14 protein-coding genes are annotated in these 17,353 nt (G+C 40.1%); 5 read left to right on the top strand and 9 right to left on the bottom strand.

Features of this window, described 5'->3' with window-relative positions; all coding sequences use genetic code 11:
* The first annotated feature begins 66 nt into the window (after positions 1 to 66).
* On the top strand, positions 67 to 1,968 hold the full coding sequence (locus ACUR5C_RS03745; RefSeq protein WP_454467017.1) for a M20/M25/M40 family metallo-hydrolase: 1,902 nt from the start codon (positions 67 to 69) through the stop codon (positions 1,966 to 1,968).
* Positions 1,969 to 2,050: 82 nt separating this feature from the next.
* On the opposite strand, the gene ACUR5C_RS03740 is transcribed toward ACUR5C_RS03745, so the two are convergent.
* A complete protein-coding gene (locus tag ACUR5C_RS03740) occupies positions 2,051 to 2,359 on the bottom strand; it encodes a putative signal transducing protein (RefSeq protein ID WP_454467016.1) in 309 nt (102 codons plus the stop codon).
* A gap of 40 nt (positions 2,360 to 2,399) precedes the next feature.
* Positions 2,400 to 3,635 carry a hypothetical protein gene (locus tag ACUR5C_RS03735; protein ID WP_454467015.1) on the bottom strand — a complete coding sequence of 412 codons (1,236 nt, stop codon included), beginning with the start codon at positions 3,633 to 3,635 and terminating at the stop codon, positions 2,400 to 2,402.
* A gap of 560 nt (positions 3,636 to 4,195) precedes the next feature.
* Here ACUR5C_RS03735 and ACUR5C_RS03730 point away from each other — a divergent pair.
* From ACUR5C_RS03730 to ACUR5C_RS03715, 4 genes are all read left to right on the top strand, one after another.
* Positions 4,196 to 4,948, top strand: a complete 753-nt coding sequence (locus tag ACUR5C_RS03730) for a TetR/AcrR family transcriptional regulator (RefSeq protein WP_454467014.1) — start codon at positions 4,196 to 4,198, stop codon at positions 4,946 to 4,948.
* A 31-nt stretch (positions 4,949 to 4,979) separates the two neighbouring features.
* Positions 4,980 to 7,334 carry an efflux RND transporter permease subunit gene (locus ACUR5C_RS03725; RefSeq protein WP_454467013.1) on the top strand — a complete coding sequence of 785 codons (2,355 nt, stop codon included), beginning with the start codon at positions 4,980 to 4,982 and terminating at the stop codon, positions 7,332 to 7,334.
* A 65-nt stretch (positions 7,335 to 7,399) separates the two neighbouring features.
* Positions 7,400 to 8,191 carry an outer membrane lipoprotein-sorting protein gene (locus tag ACUR5C_RS03720; RefSeq protein ID WP_454467012.1) on the top strand — a complete coding sequence of 264 codons (792 nt, stop codon included), beginning with the start codon at positions 7,400 to 7,402 and terminating at the stop codon, positions 8,189 to 8,191.
* Positions 8,192 to 8,233: 42 nt separating this feature from the next.
* Positions 8,234 to 9,442: a hypothetical protein gene (locus ACUR5C_RS03715; RefSeq protein WP_454467011.1), complete on the top strand. Its 1,209-nt coding sequence runs from the start codon at positions 8,234 to 8,236 to the stop codon at positions 9,440 to 9,442.
* A gap of 52 nt (positions 9,443 to 9,494) precedes the next feature.
* Here the strand turns inward: ACUR5C_RS03715 and ACUR5C_RS03710 are convergent, their stop codons facing one another.
* The 7 genes from ACUR5C_RS03710 to ACUR5C_RS03680 form a co-directional block, all read right to left on the bottom strand.
* A complete protein-coding gene (locus ACUR5C_RS03710; protein ID WP_454467010.1) occupies positions 9,495 to 10,307 on the bottom strand; it encodes a Dam family site-specific DNA-(adenine-N6)-methyltransferase in 813 nt (270 codons plus the stop codon).
* A gap of 118 nt (positions 10,308 to 10,425) precedes the next feature.
* Entirely contained in the window at positions 10,426 to 11,202 is a 777-nt protein-coding gene (locus ACUR5C_RS03705; RefSeq protein ID WP_454467009.1) for a putative metalloprotease CJM1_0395 family protein, read from the bottom strand.
* A gap of 39 nt (positions 11,203 to 11,241) precedes the next feature.
* A complete protein-coding gene (locus tag ACUR5C_RS03700) occupies positions 11,242 to 11,538 on the bottom strand; it encodes a hypothetical protein (RefSeq protein WP_454467008.1) in 297 nt (98 codons plus the stop codon).
* A gap of 249 nt (positions 11,539 to 11,787) precedes the next feature.
* A complete protein-coding gene (locus ACUR5C_RS03695; protein ID WP_454467006.1) occupies positions 11,788 to 14,658 on the bottom strand; it encodes a M16 family metallopeptidase in 2,871 nt (956 codons plus the stop codon).
* A gap of 213 nt (positions 14,659 to 14,871) precedes the next feature.
* Complete coding sequence (locus tag ACUR5C_RS03690; protein WP_454467005.1) at positions 14,872 to 15,249, bottom strand: diacylglycerol kinase; 378 nt, start codon at positions 15,247 to 15,249, stop codon at positions 14,872 to 14,874.
* 5 nt (positions 15,250 to 15,254) lie between these two features.
* The gene (locus tag ACUR5C_RS03685; RefSeq protein ID WP_454467004.1) at positions 15,255 to 16,814 is read right to left on the bottom strand and encodes an amidohydrolase family protein; all 1,560 of its coding nucleotides are present in this window, start codon (positions 16,812 to 16,814) and stop codon (positions 15,255 to 15,257) included.
* Positions 16,811 to 17,350: a hypothetical protein gene (locus tag ACUR5C_RS03680; protein WP_454467003.1), complete on the bottom strand. Its 540-nt coding sequence runs from the start codon at positions 17,348 to 17,350 to the stop codon at positions 16,811 to 16,813. Before ACUR5C_RS03680 ends, ACUR5C_RS03685 begins: the two co-directional genes overlap by 4 nt.
* Positions 17,351 to 17,353: the final 3 nt, after the last annotated feature.

Here is a 17,353-nt window from a genome sequence, read left to right as displayed (position 1 = left end):
CTGCTCCTCTTTTATTTTCAACAAACTATTAATTTAACAGCAATGCCATCAGGCAGAGGTACTATTATGTTTAAAATAACTGTTCCCTTGCTTGCCCTTGGCGCAGTAGTGTTAGCAAACACTGTCAACGGACAATCAAATGAAGCACTTTCCGATTCAGTTCAACTCACAAGTGAAAAACGAGTTTGGATTTCAATTGGCACAGATGCAGTCAACTTGATCAATGAGAAATACCATTCTCAAATTAGTTTAAATCAAGTGAATCTTTACAACTCTAATAGCGGCACGGTCGCAACGGCGAGTATTCCCGCTTCACAAATAGACTCATTAAGTGAATTAATGCACGAAGAATTTAATCGCTGTGCAGGCTTTATCTTTCATGAAAGTTATTCCGAGGCTCAAACATTTGCGCTCACTCCTTCGCAGTTAGCGCCATCAATTAGTGTTAGCTATAGCATCGACAACTCAACTGGCGTTAACGCCTTACTCAATGAGCTAAATGCTAGCAACCTGAGTGCGACAGTAAACACTTTAAGTAACTACAATAACCGCTACTATACTCAACAGTCTGGCGTTGATGCTGCCAACTGGATTAAAAACGAGTGGAGTAATATTGCTAGCTCACGCAATGACATTAGCGTTAGTCTCTATAACCATAGTTGGGCACAACCATCGGTTATTGCCACAATTAATGGAACCACCAACCCGGAAGAAATCGTTGTAATAGGCGGCCATTTAGACTCTATTAATGGTTCAAATCCAAGTTATGGTAGAGCGCCAGGGTCAGATGACAATGCATCGGGAATTGCGATTGCAACGGAAACCTTACGCGCGCTAGTCGCTAGCGGCTATAAACCACAAAGAACGGTAAAATTAATGGGCTATGCGGCTGAAGAAGTCGGCTTAAGAGGCTCAAAAGCCATTGCCCAACAAGCCAAAAGTAACGGTGATAATGTTGTTGGAGTTGTTCAGTTCGATATGAGTGGCTTTAAAGGTACTAGCAATCGTGACATTGTTTTTATGACTGACTACACCAACAGTGCTCAAAACCAATTTCTGGCAAACTTATTAGATACCTACCACCCAGGAATTAGTTACGGCTATGACCAGTGTGGTTATGGCTGTTCTGATCATGCGTCTTGGCATAATCAAGGGTTCGCCGCTTCAATGCCATTTGAGTCAAATATGGGTGATATTAACCCTAGAATTCACACCTCAAATGACTCAACTTATGATGCAAATCACTCGTTCAACTTTGTAAAATTAGCGGTGACTTATTTGGCCGAGCTAGCCAAAGGAGGCACTGGCTCAAACCCACCTCCTCCTCCACCAAATGACCAAGTGTTAGAAAATGGCGTCGCTAAAACAGGTTTAGGTGCTTCTACCGGCCAAGACATTGTATTTACAATGGAAGTACCAACGGGAGCGACTGACATTCAGTTTAGTATTACAGGTGGATCTGGTGATGCAGATTTATATGTGAAATTTGCCAGCACACCAACTGACTCAAGCTATGATTGTCGCCCTTATAGAAACGGCAATAATGAAACCTGTTCTGGCTCTGCGACCGGTGGAACTTATTATGTCAGACTAAAGGCTTACACTAGTTTTAGTAATGTCACTTTAACCGGAAGCTATACGGAAGGTGGTGGAAATACCAACCCGCCAATTGATAGAACCATTACTAATATTGGCATGTCGCAAGGCCAATGGAAAAACTACACCGAAAACTTAAGTGCAGGCTATGCTAATTTAACGGTAACAATTAGCGGTGGTTCTGGCGACGCCGATTTATATGTACGCCATGGTGCTCAATCAACGACTAGCTTATATGACTGTCGCCCTTATCGAAACGGTAATAGCGAAACTTGCTCATTTAACGCACCCGCAGCTGGAACTTGGCACATCGACTTACGTGGCTACCGAACTTCTAGTGGCGTAACTTTAAACATTCAAGCAACGCCGTAAATAGAAAAACAGGCATAAAAAAGGAGCTTCGGCTCCTTTTTTAGTTTTTTATATTCAGCAACACTTCATCAATCTGTCAACTTTAATTACTAGGCTTATTACATTGCCAACAAACTTTAAACTGAACTTCGTTCTCTTCCTCACAATTTAAACATTGCCAAGTTTTCACCTTTCCGCTACTGGCATCTGTAAGCTCATTGATAAGATGATTAGCTTTATCTAAATCGTCAATATCGTAAATCCAAACTTCAGGCCAAGCCGTCGCTGCAATTTCACCTATGAGACTTTGAGTGGGAACATTTTTAATAAAGCAGTCAATTCCATTGTTTTCAAAAATATTCTTTAAATGGTTTATTTCAAGTATGCTTTCTCTACTAGCGATCTTAATCATTTATCAATTCCTTTGGTAAATATTTATCGCAATTTAATTTTTATGAAAAATCAAAATAAAAACGCTGACTAGTTAACCATAGCGGGTATTCAACATCTAAATAGTAACCTAGGTAACGAGACAAATCGTCACCAATTAAGGCCACTGAATGTTCAATTAGCCCGTCAAAGTGACTTAACCCACACTTAACATCCATTCGCTCAACTTCTGGATTAAACAGCTTAACTTCGGGAGCATCTAAAATACGATCACTCCATAGCTCTTCTGGGTTATTAGCCGCCTCTTGCGCTTTCATGCTAGATGGGTAGCATCCTGCATGCAAGTGACACACTTTATCGAGTTGTTTTTCAATTAAAGTTAATAAAATAATTCTTTTAGCAGGACTACGCTGCATTAAACTTTGGCATAACACTTTATGATCAGAAGATGCTGGATTACGCTGTGCTTTTTTCTCGCCGTAAGCAATCGTTATATCAAATTTATTTCCATCAATAGGCGGCAACGAATGATTATATATCAAGTTATTGCCTAGTGAGCCTATCCCGGCAAAGCAGCGCTCTACACCTGGCGTAGAAAAATCCGCCATTAAAAAATCTTTATTGTTGCCAAAATAATCCGATGAGATATTTTCTGAAGTAAGTAAAAAAGGTTTATCCACGCGAACTTCATTTTGGTTACCGCCGAATGCTTGCACAAAAGGTCGCGCATTTTTAGCTAAATCAACTCCCATTCGATTTGCCACTACGATTTCATCAATATAATTAGGATCGTCGGCATTGGTTCGAATAAAGTGAAGTCCTATATAAAGATCAACGGATTCACCAGTAATTTCTCGGTTGGTTTGGTAGGCTTGTTTGCGCTGTTTTTTAAGGTAGGCATCTTTATTCGCCGATCCTTGCGCTTGCGAATGAATGAGTAGCTTTTTTAGCTCAGATTGACTTGTGGCAAATTCAAAAATTAAATTTTGATATTCAACAATTAATTGTTGGAAATTATCTAAGCAGTCTTGGTTGTCGATAAGCTTCTTAAATTTAGTATTAAACTGCTCTAAAGCACTAGGCCCAGGCAAAGTAACAATGACATCTAACCCGCCGGTTGTTTTTGTCACCGCTTGTACTAATCGCTGACAACTTGATTTATTAATACCAGTCCATCGTGCCATTCCTGCGATTGATTGCGCCGAACGAGGAATATGTTCAAATGTCTCTTTAAGAATTTTCTTAAAGTGTTCTCCGCTTCGTCTAACTAACGTTAAATCGACTTCTCTCAAAGCCATAAAATCATCCCTTTAATAATGAACTAAATGCTTTAACTACGCCTTTAGCTATTAAACGTCTATTTTTGTAATTAGACGAAATCAAATAGTATTTAAATCTGAGATTATTCTAACATTATGGATAAAATATTCCAGATTTAAATGTACACCGTTATTTAATTAAGCTATTCGTAACTAAAATAACCCACTTCAAATACTCATTTTCTAGTCTAAAAGAGACCAAACTAACTACATGACGAGAATTCGGCGGAATAGAAATAAATTAAGCAAGCGAAACCAGAAACCCAAACTAGCATTGAGCTTCTTCTTATATTTCAAAGAATTACCTATTTTACCAGAATTGATTCTTGGTAGACTCACACCAATTGAATATGCCGCCACTATAACAGATAGCGGGCTACAAAGTTTAGCGGTAACTTTTACCATTGACTATTCGCGCGACTTAGTCGCAATAAAAAAATAAGATTAAATTCCTTCAAGGCTTGATTTTTAAGTGCGCTTATTTATAATGACGATTCGTCACATGACGAACCGTCATTATAAATAAAGTCGAGTAATACATGAGTCCACGCATTATTAGTGAACAAGAATTTGTCGAAAGAGAAAAGCAATTAATTGAAATTGCGCGAGGCTTGGTTGAAAACGACTGTTTAACCACCTTAACCATCGACAAACTTGTGGCTTCTTCGCCTTTTTCGAAAGGTACTATCTATAAGCACTTTATAAGCAAAGAAGACTTATTATTAGCAATTTGTAATACCTGTGTTGAAGAAGTTCAAGCTTTATTTCTTAGAGCCCTCCAATTTAAAGGCAACAGCAGAGAGCGCATTATTGCAGTCATGTTTTCTTATATCGTATGGGCAAAGCTACATCCGTCTCAGCTATTTGCCGTTCTATCAGCACATTCCCCGAGTGTTGCAGCTTGTAGTTCTGAGTCACGCAACTTCAAACACCAAGACTGTGAAGCAAAGTTAATGGGCATCATGAACATTGAAATAGGCAAAGCGATTGAAGCCGGCGACCTAACCCTGCCAGACAATATGTGCTTTGAGCAGGTTACTTTTGCGATGTGGTCAGCGGCTTGGGGAGCCATGGCATTAATTATGAGCAAAGGCAATTCAACAAAATTACAGCCAATGGTGCTTGAGCGAGAATCATTCACCAACGCGCGTTTAATATTAGATGGATTTAATTGGAAGCCCCTATCCCACGAGTGGGACTACGCCAAAACCATCAGGCGAATAGCTGAAGAGTTATTTCAACCTGAAGTAGAAGCACTTAAGAAAAATCAAACCCCTTTTATTTTTGTATAAATATTTCGTCACCAAAAACGAGCAATCTATTATGGAAAAGTTTTCAAACTGGATTATAAAATACCGCTGGCTAGTCATTATTGGTTCTTTGCTGTTAACCGTAGCGGCTGGCTATGGAATGAAGAATTACTCTTTTAAAAGCGACTACAAAACATTTTTTCAATCCGACAATAAACAACTCAATGACTTTTTAAATTTGCAAAAGATTTATAGTAAGAGTGACAATGTTGCTTTTATTGTCGCGCCTAAAGATGGCGTAATTTTTGACCAAGAATCTCTAACTGCCATTTGGGAGTTAACCGATACCGCATGGAAAGAAGTAACCTACAACTCGCGTGTTGACTCGATTACCAATTACCAATACAGCTATGCTGACGGCGATGAACTCATTATAGAAGATCTTATACTCGAGCCAGAAGATCTCAACCCCACTACAATTGCTCGTGCCAAAAAAGTTGCGCTATCCGAGCCGCTACTAGTCAAAAAGCTAATATCAGAGAAAGCCGATGTTGCGGTAGTGAATGTCACCATTCGCTTACCGGGGAACGACAAATCAGCCGAAGTGCCTAAAGTTGCGCGCTCTGTTCGAGACATTAGAGATCGCTTTGCCGAAAAATATCCTGATACACAGTTTTTACTTTCTGGCATGATCATGATGAACACAAGCTTTCCAGAGGCCTCTCAAGAAGACGCAGCGACATTAATTCCAATTATGTTGCTAGTAGTGATTCTAGCGGTTGGCGCCTTTTTCCGCAGCATTACCGGAACCATAGGCACATTGATAGTGGTTCTATCAAGTATTGTCACAGCACTCGGCATTTGGATGTGGTTTGGCGGATTTATGACGGGCCCATCTGCTGGCTCACCTACCGTTATTTTAACACTCGCTATCGCTGATTGTGTTCATATTCTATCTACCTTCTACTACAATATGCGCCACGGCATGAACAAAGTTGATGCCATTAAAGACAGCTTGCGAGTCAACATGCAGCCAGTATTTTTAACTAGCTTAACAACGGCTATCGGCTTTTTAACGATGAACTTTTCTGACTCTCCGCCATTTGGAGATTTAGGAAATATTGTTGCCATAGGTGTGACACTAGCATTTATCTTTTCGGTTACTATATTTCCCGCAATATTAATGGCGTTTCCGGTTCGAATTAAGCCGATTAAAGTACATAAAAAAGATTCCATGGATCGTTTCGCTAGCTTCGTTATTAACAATCGAAAATGGCTACTTCCGGTATCGACCATAGTGATCATATTTTTTGCTGCGTTTGTACCTAGCAACCAACTGAACGACGACTTTGTAAAGTATTTTGACGAGCGAGTTGAATTTAGGCAAGCCACAGACTTTATGCAAGAGCGTCTCTCTGGTATGACAACGCTAGAGCTTTCCTTTGATTCTAAACAAACCAGTGGGGTTAACGATCCTAAGTTCTTAAATTTTGTTGAAGAGTTTTCGCAGTGGTTAAGAAAACAACCAGAAACCGATCATGTAAATACGATTACGGATACGCTAAAGCGATTAAATAAAAATATGCACGGTGACTCTCCTGAATGGTATAAATTGCCAGACAAGCAAGAATTAGCGGCGCAATATCTACTCATGTATGAATTGTCGTTACCACAAGGATTAGACGTTAATAATCAGCTCAATGTTGACAAGTCTTCTACTCGAGTTATTGCAACTTTTAGAAACTTAACTTCGAATGAAACTCTAGCGCTAGAAAAAAGAGTGCTTAACCATTTCGAACAACAGAACGTCGACTATGGATTGACCTTAGCAAGTCCCTCACTTATGTTTGCTCACATTGGCGCAACAAATATTGTTGGTATGTTAAAGGGCTCGTCTATTGCACTAATTTTGATTTCTATTTTATTAGGAATCGCGCTACGTTCAGTAAAATTTGGCTTAATTAGTTTACTCCCTAATTTAACACCAGCGGCTGTAGGCTTTGGCTTATGGGGAATGTTATATGGCGAAGTTGGACTCGGCTTATCGGTCGTTATGGGTGTAACTTTAGGTATTATTGTTGACGACACGGTACATTTTCTCAGCAAATATATTAGAGCGCGACGCGAGAATAATTTGAGTTCTGAAGAGGCAGTTCGCTATAGTTTTAACAGCGTGGGCAAAGCCTTATCAATTACCACCGTCGTATTGGTCGCTGGGTTTGGTGTTATGGCAACCTCAAGTTTCAAAGTTAATGCAGATATGGGGCTACTCACTGCAATCACTATTTTAATTGCATTAATTATTGATTTTCTTTTTCTACCGCCGCTACTTATGCTGCTAAAAAGCAAGAAAGATCGAAAGGCCGATATTAAAAGTCAAGCTACCATGTCGGGCCAACTAGAAGAGAAATCGACTCAACAAACTTAATTTCACTGTGCAGATTTTAAATTTGCACAACTACATTTTTTAGAATTAAAGCGTATGGAGCTTTTATGAAATTGTTAAAATTTTCTTTATTAGGCATTTTATGTATTAGTCTCACTTCTGTTGCTACTGCCGAAGAAGACCCGGCACAAAAAGGCAGAGCTATCTCACTGCAAGCCAAGCAGCGAGATCTTGGTTGGCAAGATAGCCAAGCTGAAATGGAGATGGTGCTAAAAAACCAACATGGCGAGACATCGGTTAGAAAAATGAGCATCAAATCCTTAGAACAACAAAACGATGGCGATAAAAGCCTGACCATTTTTGACTCGCCTAACGATGTTAAAGGAACCGCTTTTTTAAGTTTTTCGCACCCTAATACAGACGACGAACAATGGCTTTATTTACCTGCATTAAAACGAGTTAAAAGAATATCCTCTCGAAATAAGTCTGGCTCTTTTATGGGCAGTGAGTTTTCTTTTGAAGATTTAACTTCATTTGAAGTAGAAAAATATGATTACAAATTTCTGCGTACCGAAACCCTCAACGGTCTAAATACTTGGGTCATTGAGCAGTACCCAAAAGACAAGTACTCTGGTTATAGTAAAAGAGTCGTTTGGATCGATCAGCAAGAATATCGAACATTACGTACGGATTTTTACGACCGTAAAAATAGCCTGTTAAAAACTTTAACTTTTAGTGATTATAATTTGTATAACAACAAACACTGGCGCGCTTCAAAACTGTCTATGGTTAACCATCAGTCGGGTAAAAGCACCCTACTCACCTGGAAAGACTACCAATTTAAACAAGGTTTAGACGAAGCAGACTTTAACAAAAACGCGCTCAAAAGAGCACGCTAAATTTAGCCCCTAAGCAATTAACTCAAACTGGAATTGTAAAGTATGAATTTAAACCAATATTGTTTGCTTTTAATCATAACTACTGGGGTATTTAACTCCCATACTAGCAATGCAAATGAGTTTGAAGTAAGAGGAAATATCGAAATTCAAGAGCGCTTGTTTATTGAAGAGCCTTTATTTCCTTCACAAAAAAACTCTTACCTTTCACTCGCTGCTGCACCGGAATTTTTTTGGCGCTGGAATGACGGCAATGACTCGTTAGAATTTATTCCATCAGCCAGAGTTGATCAGCATGACAGCGAGCGAACGCATATGGACATTAGAGAGCTTGGCTGGATTCATGTTGGCGATGGTTGGGAAAGCAGAATAGGTATACGACGAGTCTTTTGGGGCGTTACCGAGTTTCAACATTTAGTCGACACGATTAACCAAAGTGATTCAGTAGAAGATGTTGATAATGAAGATAAATTAGGGCAACCCATGGTGAATTTATCACTGGTAAAAGACTGGGGAATCTTTGATATCTATCTAATGCCCTACTTTAGAGAAAGAACATTTGCTGGTAGAGAAGGTCGGCCGGGCCTTCCGATGGTGAACGCCGATACACCATTATACGAATCGAGTAACGAGCAAAGACATCTAGACTGGGCAATGCGTTGGTCACATTACATCGGAGACTTTGAGTTTGCACTATCATGGTTTGATGGTACTGAGCGAAACCCTTTACTGGTTCCCACTGCGACGCCCAATAACAATCAAGGCTTTGAATTAACGCCCTATTACTTTCAAACGCAGCGACTTGGTGTAGAGCTACAAGCAAACTTAGAAAGCGTCATTCTAAAGTTAGAAGCGGTGCAACATTTCTCTAGTGTCGATGACTATGTTGCGATTCAAGCAGGCGTTGAGTACAGCCAATATGGCATTTTTGACTCAGCTGCCGACTTAGGATGGTTAGTAGAATATGCTTGGGATGAGAGAGGTAGCGATAGCACTTCAGTTTTTCAGAACGACTTGTTTTTTGGCAACCGTTTAGCCTTAAATGATATCAGCTCAAGCGAGCTTTTGTGGGGATTAAGCTACGATTTAAAAAATGACTCTACCAGTTTTCTTGTTGAAGCCAGTAAACGATTGGGTGACAGTGTTAAAGTTTCGCTAGACGTCAGGCTATTTGAGTCGGATAAACCGAGCGATCCGGCTTACTTATTCCGCCGTGGAGATCATATTCAACTAACTGCTCAATACTATTATTAACAAACTTAGTCGCAGTAGCACGCAATAAAAAAACGCTCTTTTGAGCGTTTTTTTATTCGTAAATAGCTAAAAGTTCCGCGGCGTTTCCACGCGAAGCCCCATCACAACTAATAAAGCGCCTTACCGGAAATGACTCAATGAGAGCATCTTCGTAAATTTTTCGAGTAATGGCGTTATCATGATTAGAAATAACAACTTTAACTCCCCTATTCGCTAAATGCTTTGCTCTATAAGCAAGCTCTACTTGTTGGTCATAAGAAAAGCCCTGTGCCGCGTAACTCGTAAAACTAGCGGTTGGGGACAATGGGACATAAGGCGGATCACAATAAACGACATCGCCTCTTCGAGATCGGTTCATTAAACTAACAAAATCACCGCAGATAAATTTTGCATCTTTAGAATGTTTTATAAAGTGAAGCATTTCTTTTTCTGGAAAATAAGGTTTCACATAGCGTCCAAAGGGCACATTAAAGCCGCCAGAACGATTATATCGGCAAAGCCCATTAAATCCGTGACGATTTAAATAGACGAAAAGCGCTGCTCTACGCCTTCCAGTTGCGGTTTGATTAAACTCCAAACGAAAATTTAGGTAACTTGACTGTTGATTATTTTTAGCGGTAAAAAAGCTTCTAGAATACTCAATGAAGCGACTTTTTTCAGACTTTAAGCACTGGTACAGATTGATAAGATCAGGATTAATATCACCTAATAAATAACGCTCAAATTGATGATTTAAAAATACCGCTCCAGAACCCACAAAAGGCTCGATCAGCTTTTTCCCACTTAAATGTGGAGCAAGCTTATCTAATAACCTAAACTTCCCACCGGCCCATTTTAAAAAAGGTCGGGTACGCACTAACGACATAATTATACTTAATAGTTTTTACCAAATGACTTTAGCGCCAAGTTTACGGAATTAGGCCTGATTAGGGAAATGGTTTGTCAGTTTCCAAGTAGCTTCTGATAAGAAGTTAATTGAAAGTCTAGATAATTGTACGAATATTCGCCTGGCTCTCGGCGTCACTAAGTGCACCAGAGTCTGCAATACGTTGATTTAAAGCCAAAGATTGACGAATAGCTGATAAAGGATCCTTCACGCGCAAATTAGTTTGTTTCGTATCATCTGCTTCTGTCGATGAGCGAGAGCTGTTTGGCTGATTACGCTCAGCTTGTAACTCTACTTTAGCCTGGTTTGCAATTTGGCTTGCGATTGCTGCGACTTTTAAATCTTGCGAAGAAGGTGAAGCTGGTGCCAGAGCAGCTCTACGCACTTGCTCCATTTTATCGATAGTCGCTTGGGGGTTATTGGCTACTTTACTCGTATCGATTGATACTTCACCACTCACTGCATAGCGTTTACCGTCTGGGCCAGTAACAAAAGACAGCTGTGGCGCTCCGGCCAAACTTCCACCAGCGCTCGCGTGAGCGGCTTCATGAGCTCTTACTTCGCGGTCGGTGCGCTTGAGTGCTTCTACTTCTTGTTGCTGTTGAGCTTGGGCTCTTTCCTCTTGACTATTATTAGGATCGCCTTGCGAGTTATTACTTTCTTTTTCTGCCTCAGGATCGACTTTATCATTTGTTTGTGCGGAATTACTTTTACTGGGTTCCTGCGGATCGGCAGCTTGTCTTAAACTAGGGTTTTCTACCGTTGGTTTGGCTTCTGGAACAGGAACCTTACGCGCAGCCTCAGCCGCTACTGCTTCGGTCGGTGGGTTCGCAGTAGAAACCGGAATTGAAATTGGCGGTGCAGTAATAATCATTGGTTTAGGTTAACCTAGCGCTAGCAAAGCCTCTTTAACTTATGCGGTAACATCTAACAAACTGCCAACTATATCTGATGCGGTTCGGATCACATTGGCATTGGCTTTAGCTTCATTTTCTGCCACTCTTAACTCGATTAGCGAAGTCGTTAATGGCTTATTAGGCTCTGCTGGTACTGCGACTACCGAATTAGAGTCGCTTGAATCATTTGAGCTCGCTTGTACATTAGCGCTACTAACCTGCTGAGAAGCAATTTCCTGAGCCGCTTGGTTGGCTCGATTGGTTGCGTTTTGAAAGCCTTGTATACCGGTATTTAAAGCGTTATTAATGTCCACAATGTCCTCTGTTATCCGAATGAATAAAAGTCGATCTTAGCTTCCACAAAAGCATTTAAACGCTTTCGGGGATATTGATGAGTTTATCGGCTTAGTAGAGAAAAAGTTTAGTGAAAAATACGCGCTTCATTGAAAAAAGCGGTAATTTGATAAAAAATTACTCTTTTATACTTTTTACCAATAAAAAAGGCTAGCAATCTAATTATTGCTAGCCTTTTAATTAATGCCTTTTAATGGCGTTACACGCGCTTATAACTCAAATATTTCAACTGGATAGCCCAAAGCTTCTAATTGAGGTTTAAGGACTTCGGCATTGCCCACAACAACCATTAGCATTTCTTCTAAATTTAAATGCTTTTTCGCAAGCGCGTCAATTTCAGCTTTGCTAATCGTGGCAACTATGTCGCTGCGCTCTTTAACAAAGTTAGAGCTTAAATCATGCTCTAAAATTTGCGCAAGAAAGCTTAACTTCGCACTCGGGGTTTCGTATTTTAGTGCATCTCGCTGATTAATAGACTCACGCATAAACTTCAGCTCGTCTGCGCTAATTCCCTCTTCTGCGTAGCGCTTAATTTCCGTTACAAACTCTATAATTGACTTGTCTGTGGCATCGGCTCTTACTTCTGCAGAGGCAACAAATGCGCCACTTAATTTATCGCCGTAAAAACCAGAGCGCGCACCATAGGTATAGCCTTTATCTTCACGCAAATTTAAATTTATGCGACTATTAAATGCACCACCTAATGGAAAGTTCATTAAGTAAGCTTTATAAAACTCACCAGTTATATCTTCTTTTAATGCTCGTTTTCCAATACGAATGGCTGATTGAGCAGAATTATCTTTATGAACTAAGTAAATAGTGCCCGTTTTTACTTTAGGTAAAGGGAGTTCAAGATTGAGTTGTTTTGACTCGCCTTTCCAATTCGCTAACGTGCTTAAACTTTTTTCAAGTTTTTCTTTAGCTAAATTTGATACCACAATCAGCTGGGCATCACTTGGCATAAAGAAAGTCTGATAAAACGCTTGAACATCTTTTAACGAAATATTATTGAGCGTTTCAACCGTACCATCGGTTGGCATTGCTGCAATATTATCTGCATGTATAAGTTGATCAAATGCTCTGCGAGCCAAATACCCTGCATTTTTCTTATTATTTTTTACTCCTTCAATCGCATTGTTTTTTACTCGTTCGAATTCAGCTTGATCAAATGCTGGCTTTAATAGCTTTTCTTGTAGTAATTGAATACTTGCATCTAAGTGCTTTGTCAATGCATTGACATTAACGTTTAAGTAATCGTCGGTTGCGTAAATCGATATACTTGTGCCCAGCTTTTGTAATGACTTACTCATTTCTTCAGCACTGCGTACTTGAGTAGACTCATCGAGCATACTAGCCACTAAGCTAGCTAACCCGGCTTTATCTTTACTTTCAAAATAATGACCCGCAGGGATTTTTAATAAAAATGATGTGGTCGGAGTTTCGTTACTTTGAGTTCCAAGTAATTTAATACCATTAGTAAGTTCAGCCTTCCACATTTGAGGTACGTCTACCGGCTTGTTAACGCCTGCTTGAGGAATTTTACTGCGGTCAAAATTGTCTTTAGCTGTGCGTAGTTTAAGTTCGTCAACAGTAGTACTGGCAGCTTGCGCAAGCTTTCTTTCTGGTGCGCTAAAATTATCTTTAGACGCGATCAGTTCTGGCTTGCCGTTAGGAACAATACTCATCACTACCGCATGACTATCTTTAATGTATTTTTTATAAACTCGCATTACATCTTGTTTTGTCACATTGGCATAACGTGAAATGTCTTTTTCAATAAAGTTAGGGTTGCTAGCAAAAGTTTGGTAAGCCGCTAGTTGACTTATTTTTCCAGAAACACTTTGCAAACCAAAAACAAAATTTGCTTCCATTTGTGCTTTTGCTTTAATTAAATCATCATCTTCTACACCGCGTTGCTCAAATTCTTTTAATGATTCGCGGATAACTTTTTCCACATCTGCGAGTGACTTTCCTGAGCGAGGGTGTGGTAGCGCATACAAGTTAAATGTGCAGGCTAATTCTGCACAAGGATGACTCGCGGAAGCTTGCACTGCAAGTTGGTTTTTAACTAAATTTTTATACAAAATCGAAGTTTGACCGCCGCCAAGTATGGTTGCTAATAAGTCTAACGCAGCCTCGTCTTCATGGTACAAATAAGCTGTAGGATAAGACATATAGAGGAGTGGCAGATGAACATTATCTTGCATAGAAATGAATCGATCTTCTGCAAGCGTTACTGGTTGTTTAGCCGGCATTGCTACTTCTGGGCCTCTAGGAATAGAGCCAAAATATTTTTTCACTTGGGTTAAAGCTTGTTTCGCGTCTAAATCGCCACCAATACTCAGCACCGCGTTATTTGGGCCATACCAACGTAGAAAGAAAGCTTTCAAATCATTCACATCAACGCGATTAAGATCTTCCATATACCCAATGACTGGCCATGAATAGGGGTGTCCGCTAGGATATAAAGCTTCAGAAACTCGCTCGTTCAAGCGTCCGTATGGACGGTTATCGACTCGTTGACCGCGCTCATTTTTCACCGTTTCGCGCTGTACTTCAAATTTTTCTTGAGTTACTGCGTCGAGCAAAAATCCCATTCGGTCAGCTTCTAACCAAAGAATTTTTTCAAGTTGATTTGCAGGTACCGTTTGAAAATAGTTAGTTCTATCGCTATTAGTGGTGCCATTTAAAGTACCACCGGCTTCTGTAATTAGTTTAAAGTGTTGCTCGTCTGCGACGTTTTCAGAGCCTTGAAACATCATGTGCTCAAAAAAGTGAGCAAATCCTGATTTACCAAGTTCTTCACGCCCTGAACCGACATGGTAGGTGACATCCACATGAACTAAAGGATCAGATTTATCTTCATGCAAAATAACAGTTAACCCATTGTCAAGTTGATATTTTTGGTAAGGTATAACCGTTTTATCTGCTTGCGCTTTGACTTCTTCGATAAAGGTAATTCCTTCTATATTCACAATCGAAGAATCGGCTGCAGGCTGGGCTGTTTTATTCTGTGGGTCAGATGATTGTTGGCAGCCGACCAACATTGCTAAAAGACTTAGTGTCACCAGTTTATTCAATTTTTCTCTCCGTTCGAAATTTCAAGCCGATTAAATTAAACTATTTTAAGCAAACATGTAAGGCAATTAGTTACACAAAGCTTCTACATCCCTTAACCCAAGGCTGCAAAGTGTTACCAAATATGTAATTTAAGCCCAAATAGGCCAATTGAGCCTCATAAAAACAAACTTGCTTACTAAGGGAAGAAAGAGGCGGGTATTGAGTGTGATAGGTTAAAATCCAAAAATAGACGGAAAAAGTATCACGCTCCAAATCACACCAAACAACAATAGACTAACAAAAACTAAAGCAGAGCCAATATCTTTTGCCCTGCCTGCTAAATGGTGATGTTCATCACTAATACGATCGACGACTGCTTCAATAGCCGAATTGGTCAACTCAGCCATAACCAAGACAAACAAAGGAAGAACTAACCAAAGAAACTCTATTTTATTGGCTGCTAAAAAGTACGCAACAGGTAACCCTATCAGCGCTAATATCAACTCTTGTCTAAAAGCCGCTTCATGTTGCCAAGCGGCTTTGAGTCCTTTAAACGAATAACCTGTGGCATCGATAATTCTAGCTATTCCTTGCTTACCCGGTTTTGCCATAGTGACTAATTCTCCAAACTTGATTTTTGCTGCTTAACAATCGCCTTAACATCTTCTAGCAACTGCTTTGCGTCAAATATAATACCGTCTTTAATGGTATATTTTACCCCGCCAACTGTGACAGGTTTATTATCGTCATTTAGCTTTACGTGGCCAGTCCCATACAAAGTTTTAAAGTTTCTTAATGGGTTTTCTTCTACTATGACTAAATCAGCTAGTTTGCCCACTCCAATTGAGCCAATATCGTTTTCCATTCCCAAGGCTTCCGCACCATTAATCGTGGCAGACTTGATCACTTCTAAGGGATGAAAACCGGCTTCTTGCAGCAGCTCTAGTTCGCGAATATAGCCAAAACCGTAAGTTTTATAAATGTAACCAGAGTCACTGCCAGTCGTCACTCGACCACCATGATTTTTGTAATCATTTAAAAAGTTCATCCAACGCACATAATTATTTTTCCAGTTAATTTCGTCCTGAGTTGTCCAGTCAAACCAATAAGAGCCATGAGCATGGCGATTCGCTTGAAAGAAATCCCAAAGTCTCGGCAAGGTGTACTCTTCATGCCAATCGGCATTTCGCTCGCGCATTAAATCACGACTAGCTTCGTAAATAGTAAGTGTTGGATTAATCGTAAAGTTTAAATCAATGAGCTCATCTCTCACCGCATTCCATTTTTGACTACCTGGCTTGGCAGCTTGTAACCATAGTTTACCTGCCTCACCAAATCGGTCTTGCTCGTTGTTATAATTGTAATTTAATGAGTAGTCTTGAATCACTTTATCTTCAAACATTGCTTCTGGTAATCCATACCAGTGCTCCATCGTATCTAACCCAATACGCGCACTATCTAAAGCATTTAAATGAACCACATCAAGCTGCGCGTGATGCATCATAGTTTTTAAGTTCCGTTTTTTAGCTTCTTTAACTGCGGCTTTAAATACTGCTGGTTTTAATCCAAAAAACTTAATCCCTCTGGCGCCTTGTTTGGCGATTTCTTTCACCCATTTTCGCGCTTCCGACGGTGTATTAATTGGCTCGCTACTGCCAAGTCCAAAGCCAAAATAAGGAATAATCCGTGGCGCTGTAATTTGGTTTAATTGACTCTTTTTAGCTTGGCTTAAAGTAAACTCTGCACCATTGAAACTACCAGGTTCACGCACACTTGTAATTCCATGAGCTAACCAAAGTTTAAAAGTATACTCCGCCGTATTAATTTGTGAATCGCCACCAATATGTCCATGCATATCAACAAAACCTGGTAATACATAATGACCTGCAAGCTCCAACACTTTATCCCCAGGTAGTGCTTCAGGGCGCTTGGCTATAATTGGCACACCAGGGTTACCGACATTTTGTATTGTCACGATTCGATTTTTTTCTATTACTATATCAACAGGCCCGCGCATCGGTGCGCCGTCTCCTGCAATAAAGTTAACTCCACGCAGAATTAAGCGTTCAAACGGGCCTTCACCACGTTCTCTTGGAGGGGCTTGCTCCGGAGTAGCCATAGCATTAAAAGCAACAAAGCAAATTAAAACAATCCAACTGCCGACTATTTTTTTCATTTTTCTACCTCAATTTTTAAGCGCTTTAATTGCGTTGTTAAAACATTGTCTACTGTCTTTGCCCAATTGCTTAACTCAGCAGTGCCACTACTCACCAAATAATTCACCTCAAGCTTGGTTTGTTTAGGGCTAACCGCAGTTAATTGGAAATTCATACTCCCATTAACCGGAAGGGCTTGTAACGGACCTAAACCGCCTAACAAACGTAGTTGTTTACCCGGCCAATATAATCCAACTCCCATATGCTTCACGACACCTTGCCGATCAAGCTTTTCACAAAAGCAAAGCTGTTGCTCAAGATCAATGTACAAGTTGTTAGCATCGCCAGAGTAGGTGTGTGCTGCGCTCCACCATGAGCTAACATTAATTAATGTCGACTCAACTTTATCTAGTGGCGCATCAATAATAATGGTGTAGTTTAAAGAAAAGTGCTGCGGGCTTTGCGCTTTAATTTGCGCATGCGCGGCGAAGGAAAAACAAAATAACAAACCAAGAAAAACGACTCGGCCGAGATTAGATGGATAGTGAGTTAACATAAT

This window comes from Aliikangiella aequoris (genome assembly GCF_053709105.1).
Note: the sequence above shows the minus strand (reverse complement) of the source record. Positions and strands in the feature narration are given on the sequence as shown.

Coding starts and splice junctions, on each gene's coding strand:
- ACUR5C_RS03745 (WP_454467017.1), top strand. CDS start 67: ATGTTTAAAATAACTGTTCCCTTGCTTGCCCTTGGCGCAGTAGTGTTA.
- ACUR5C_RS03740 (WP_454467016.1), bottom strand. CDS start 2,359: ATGATTAAGATCGCTAGTAGAGAAAGCATACTTGAAATAAACCATTTA.
- ACUR5C_RS03735 (WP_454467015.1), bottom strand. CDS start 3,635: ATGGCTTTGAGAGAAGTCGATTTAACGTTAGTTAGACGAAGCGGAGAA.
- ACUR5C_RS03730 (WP_454467014.1), top strand. CDS start 4,196: ATGAGTCCACGCATTATTAGTGAACAAGAATTTGTCGAAAGAGAAAAG.
- ACUR5C_RS03725 (WP_454467013.1), top strand. CDS start 4,980: ATGGAAAAGTTTTCAAACTGGATTATAAAATACCGCTGGCTAGTCATT.
- ACUR5C_RS03720 (WP_454467012.1), top strand. CDS start 7,400: ATGAAATTGTTAAAATTTTCTTTATTAGGCATTTTATGTATTAGTCTC.
- ACUR5C_RS03715 (WP_454467011.1), top strand. CDS start 8,234: ATGAATTTAAACCAATATTGTTTGCTTTTAATCATAACTACTGGGGTA.
- ACUR5C_RS03710 (WP_454467010.1), bottom strand. CDS start 10,307: ATGTCGTTAGTGCGTACCCGACCTTTTTTAAAATGGGCCGGTGGGAAG.
- ACUR5C_RS03705 (WP_454467009.1), bottom strand. CDS start 11,202: ATGATTATTACTGCACCGCCAATTTCAATTCCGGTTTCTACTGCGAAC.
- ACUR5C_RS03690 (WP_454467005.1), bottom strand. CDS start 15,249: ATGGCAAAACCGGGTAAGCAAGGAATAGCTAGAATTATCGATGCCACA.
- ACUR5C_RS03685 (WP_454467004.1), bottom strand. CDS start 16,814: ATGAAAAAAATAGTCGGCAGTTGGATTGTTTTAATTTGCTTTGTTGCT.
- ACUR5C_RS03680 (WP_454467003.1), bottom strand. CDS start 17,350: ATGTTAACTCACTATCCATCTAATCTCGGCCGAGTCGTTTTTCTTGGT.